Origin of the sequence: Streptomyces sp. FH025 (genome assembly GCF_017427025.1) — a bacterium.
GTDB lineage: Bacteria > Actinomycetota > Actinomycetes > Streptomycetales > Streptomycetaceae > Kitasatospora.
This window is the reverse complement of record NZ_JAFLNG010000668.1, coordinates 1-4,271: the sequence shown is the minus strand read 5'-3', so window position 1 is coordinate 4,271 and position 4,271 is coordinate 1. Positions and strand designations below refer to the sequence as shown.

General features: G+C 75.4%; 2 protein-coding genes. Both read left to right on the top strand.

Annotation, left to right across the window (positions count from 1 at the left end; genetic code table 11):
- A partial coding sequence (locus tag J0670_RS31710; RefSeq protein WP_207815383.1) for an amino acid adenylation domain-containing protein occupies positions 1-3,974 on the top strand: 3,974 nt, incomplete at its 5' end.
- Between the two features lie 99 nt (positions 3,975-4,073).
- Positions 4,074-4,271 (top strand): MbtH family protein (locus J0670_RS31705; protein ID WP_207815376.1); only part of this gene is annotated, 198 nt, incomplete at its 3' end.

The following is a 4,271-nucleotide window of genomic DNA, read 5'->3' as shown; positions in this document are numbered from 1 at the left end:
GGCTGTACCACATCCCGCTGGCCATCCGGCTCACCGGCCGCCTCGACACCTCCGCCCTGACCGCCGCACTGCGGGACGTGGTGGCCCGGCACGAGGCGCTGCGCACCGTCTTCCCGCGCCGCGGCGACGACAAGGCGACCCCTGACGGAGGCACCGCCGAACAGCGGGTGCTCACCCCCGCCGAGGCCGCCCTCCCGCTCCCGGTGAGCCCGGTCACCGAGGCCGAACTGCCCGAGGCGCTCGCCGCCGAGGCCGCCCAGGGCTTCGACCTCCAGAACCAACTCCCGCTGCGTGCCCGGCTCTTCTCCCTCGGCCCGGAGCAGCACGTGCTCTCCCTGGTGCTGCACCACATCGCCGCCGACGGCTGGTCGCTCGCCCCGCTCGCCCGCGACCTCACCGCCTGCTACCGCGCCCGCCGCGACGGCCACGACGCCGAGCTCCCGCCGCTGCCCGTCCAGTACGCCGACCACACGCTCTGGCAGCGCGAACTGCTCGGCGCGCAGAGCGACCCCGACAGCGAGCTCTCCCGCCAACTCCGCTACTGGACCGACCGGTTGAACGGCCTTCCGGAGGAGCTGGCACTCCCCTTCGACCACCCGCGCGGCACCTCGGCCGACCACCGCGGCGAGGTCCTGCGCACCACCGTGCCACCGCGGCTCGCCGAGCGGCTGCGGCACTCGGCCGCCGACTGGGCGGTCAGCCCCTTCATGCTGCTGCGCACCGCCCTCGCCGCGCTGCTCACCCGGCTCGGCGCGGGCACCGACATCCCGCTCGGAGGCCCGATCGCCGGCCGCACCGACGCGCAACTCGACGATCTGGTCGGCATGTTCGTCAACACCCTGGTGCTGCGCACCGACACTTCCCCTCGCTCCGCTGGGGATACCCCTACCGGCGACCCCGGGATGCGCGAACTCGCCGAGCGGGTGCGGGAGTCGGACCTCGCCGCGTACCAGCACCAGGACCTGCCCTTCGAGAAGCTGGTCGAGGTGCTCAACCCGGAGCGCTCGATGGCCCGGCACCCGCTGTTCCAGGTGATGATCGGCCACCAGCAGGCCACCCGGGCGCCCGAGGCCGACGACCCGGAGCTGACCGTCACCGAGCAGCCCGTCCCGGTCCGGACCGCCAAGTGGGACCTCTCCTTCCAGTTCACCGAGGCCCCCGACGCCCTCACCCTCGACGTCGAGTACCGCACCGACCTCTTCGAGCCCGCCACCGCCCGCCGGATCACCGAGGCCTACCTGCGGCTGCTCGCCGCCGGCCTCGCCGAGCCGGCCACCCCGCTCTCCCGGCTGGACCTCATCGACCCCGCGGAGCAGGCCGAACTGCTCGCTCTCGGCACCCACCGGCTGGGCACCCCGCGCTCCACCCTGACCTCCCTGGTCGACCGGCGGATCGCGGCCACCCCGGAGGCCGTCGCGCTCGTCCACACCGTGCCGGGTCACCCCGACCGGCTGCGGTTCACCAGCTACGCCGAACTGGACGCCGAGGCCAACCGGCTGGCCCGGCTGCTGATCGCCCGCGGCACCCGCCGGGGCGAGCTGGTCGCCCTGCGGCTGGAGCGCGGACCGGCCGTGGTGCGCGCCCTGCTGGCGATCGCCCGCGCCGGCGCCGCCTACCTGCCGATCGACCCCTCGTACCCCGCCGAGCGGGTGCGCGACATGCTCGCCGACAGCGGCGCCCGGCTGCTGCTCACCGAGCGCTCCGTGCCTGCTCCCGACCTGCCCGACGAGGTCCACCCGCTGCTCCTGGACGCCCCGGAGACCGAGGCCGAGCTGGCCCGACAGCCCAGCGGCGCGCCCGAGGTCGCCATCGACCCGGACGACCTGCTCTACGTCATCTACACCTCCGGCTCCACCGGCCGCCCCAAGGGCGTCGCGGTCTCCCACCGCGCCGCCGTCCGCCTGGTGCTCGGCCTGCCCGAGCTGGCGCCGACCGCCGAGGACACCTTCCTGTACTTCGCGCCGGTCGCCTTCGACGCCTCCACCTTCGAGCTCTGGGGCCCGCTCGTCCACGGCGCCCGGCTGGCGATCCAGCCGCCCGGCCCGGCCGACCCGCAGGCCCTGGAGGACTTCCTGGCCCGGGCCGGGGTGACCGTCGCCTTCCTCACCACCCAGCTGGTCAACACCCTGGCCGACACCCGCCCGCGTGCCCTGGCCCCGCTGCGCGCCCTGCTCACCGGCGGCGAGGCGCACTCCCGCGACCACCTGGACCGGCTCCGGGCCGCACTGCCCGGCACCACCGTGTTCCACGTGTACGGCCCCACCGAGACGACCACCTTCGCCACCGGCCAGGACCTCGGCCGCGCCGACGGCACCGTCCCGATCGGCCTGCCGATCGGCGACACCGCCGGGTACGTCCTGGACGAGGCGCTGCGCCCGGTGCCGCGCGGCGTGGTCGGCGAGCTGTACCTGGCCGGCGCGGGCCTGGCCCGCGGCTACCTGAACCGCCCCGCGCTGACCGCCGAGCGCTTCACCGCCGACCCGTACGGCCCGCCCGGCACCCGGATGTACCGCACCGGGGACCTGGTCCGCTGGGACCGCAACGGCCGGATCGAGTACGTCGCCCGCGCCGACCAGCAGGTCAAGGTCCGCGGCTACCGGATCGAACTCGGCGAGATCGAACGGCTGCTGGCCGCCCACCCGGCCGTCGCCCGGGCCGCCGTCCTGGCCCCCGCCGACGCCGCCGGCCAGCGCCGGCTGGTCGCCTACCTGGTGCCCGCCGAGGGCGGCCCGGCGCCCGAACCGGCCGAGCTGCAACGCCACCTGGCCCGCTCGCTGCCCGGCTACATGGTCCCGGACGCCTACGCCGCCCTGCCCGAGCTGCCGCTGAACGCCAACGGCAAGCTGGACGTCCGGGCGCTGCCCGAGCCCACCCGGGCGGCCCGCAGCCGGCGCGCGCCCCGCACCGAGCCGGAGCGGCTGCTCTGCGCGGCCGTCGAGGAGGTGCTGGGCCTGCCGCGGGTCGGCCCGGACGACTCCTTCTTCGCCCTCGGCGGGGACAGTCTCCGGGCGATCCGACTGGTCAACGCCGCCACGAAGGCCGGGCTGCCGCTCACCCTCGGCGCGGTCTTCGAGCACCGCACCATCGAAGCCCTGGCGGCGAGTTCGGGACCGGCTGGTTCGGGACCGTCGGTGGCCGGAGGCGTCGACCCGCTCGCCCCGCTGCTGCCGATCCGGCCCACCGGCGACCGGCCCCCGCTGTTCTGCGTGCACGGCGGCCTCGGCTTCGCCCTCCCGTTCGCCGCGCTCGCCGAACACCTCGACCCGCAGCAGCCGGTGTACGGCCTCCAGGCCCGTGGCCTGTCCGACCCCGGCCCGCTGCCCACCGACCTCGGCGAGGTCGCCGAGGAGTACCTGGCGCGGATCCGGAGCGTCCAGCCGCACGGCCCGTACCACCTGCTCGGCTGGTCCTACGGCGGCGTGGTCGCCCACGAGATGGCGGTACGGCTGCGCGCGGCCGGCGAGCGGGTGGCCTTCCTGGCCAACCTGGACGCCTACCCCGACGACGCCGGGGGCGCGCGGCCGAGCGACGCCGAGTTCCTCGCCGACTTCCTGACCGAGGCCGGGGCCGACCCGGCCGGGCCCGCGGAGCTCACCCCGCAGGGCGTCGCCGCCCACCTCGCCGGCACCGGGGGGCCGCTTTCCGGACTGGAACCGGCCGTTCTGGAGCGGCTGCTGGCCGTCATGCGCAACAATCTGGAGCTGTTCCAGCGCTTCACCCCCGGCCGGCTGGAGGACTGCCCGATGACCCTCTTCGCGGCCGTCGGCGGCCCCCCGCGGCCGACTCCGGAGGAGCTCGCCCTGAAACTCAAGAGCTGGGAGCCGTACGTCGGTCCGGCCGTCCTCGCGCACGACGTGGACGCCGGCCACCAGCAGCTGCTGCAACCCGGGTCGGCCGCCGCGATCGGCGCGGTCGTCGAGCGGAGCCTCGCCGGCCTGCACCGCGACCGAGCGGCGACCCCCGACCACCGGTAGCGCCGGACCACCAGTAACGCCGGACCACCAGTAACGCCAGACCACCAGTAACGCCAGACCGCAAGCGACCTGACGAACAACCACCTGGAGAGAACCGCCATGGCGAACCCCTTTGACCGCGAAGACGGCACCTTCCTCGTCCTCGTCAACGAGGAGGGGCAGCACTCCCTGTGGCCGTCCTTCGCCGCCGTCCCGGCCGGCTGGTCGGTCGCGCTGGACGCCACCGACCGGGCCACCGCCGTCGCCCACATCGAGGCCAACTGGACCGACATGCGTCCGCTCAGCCTTCAGCGACAG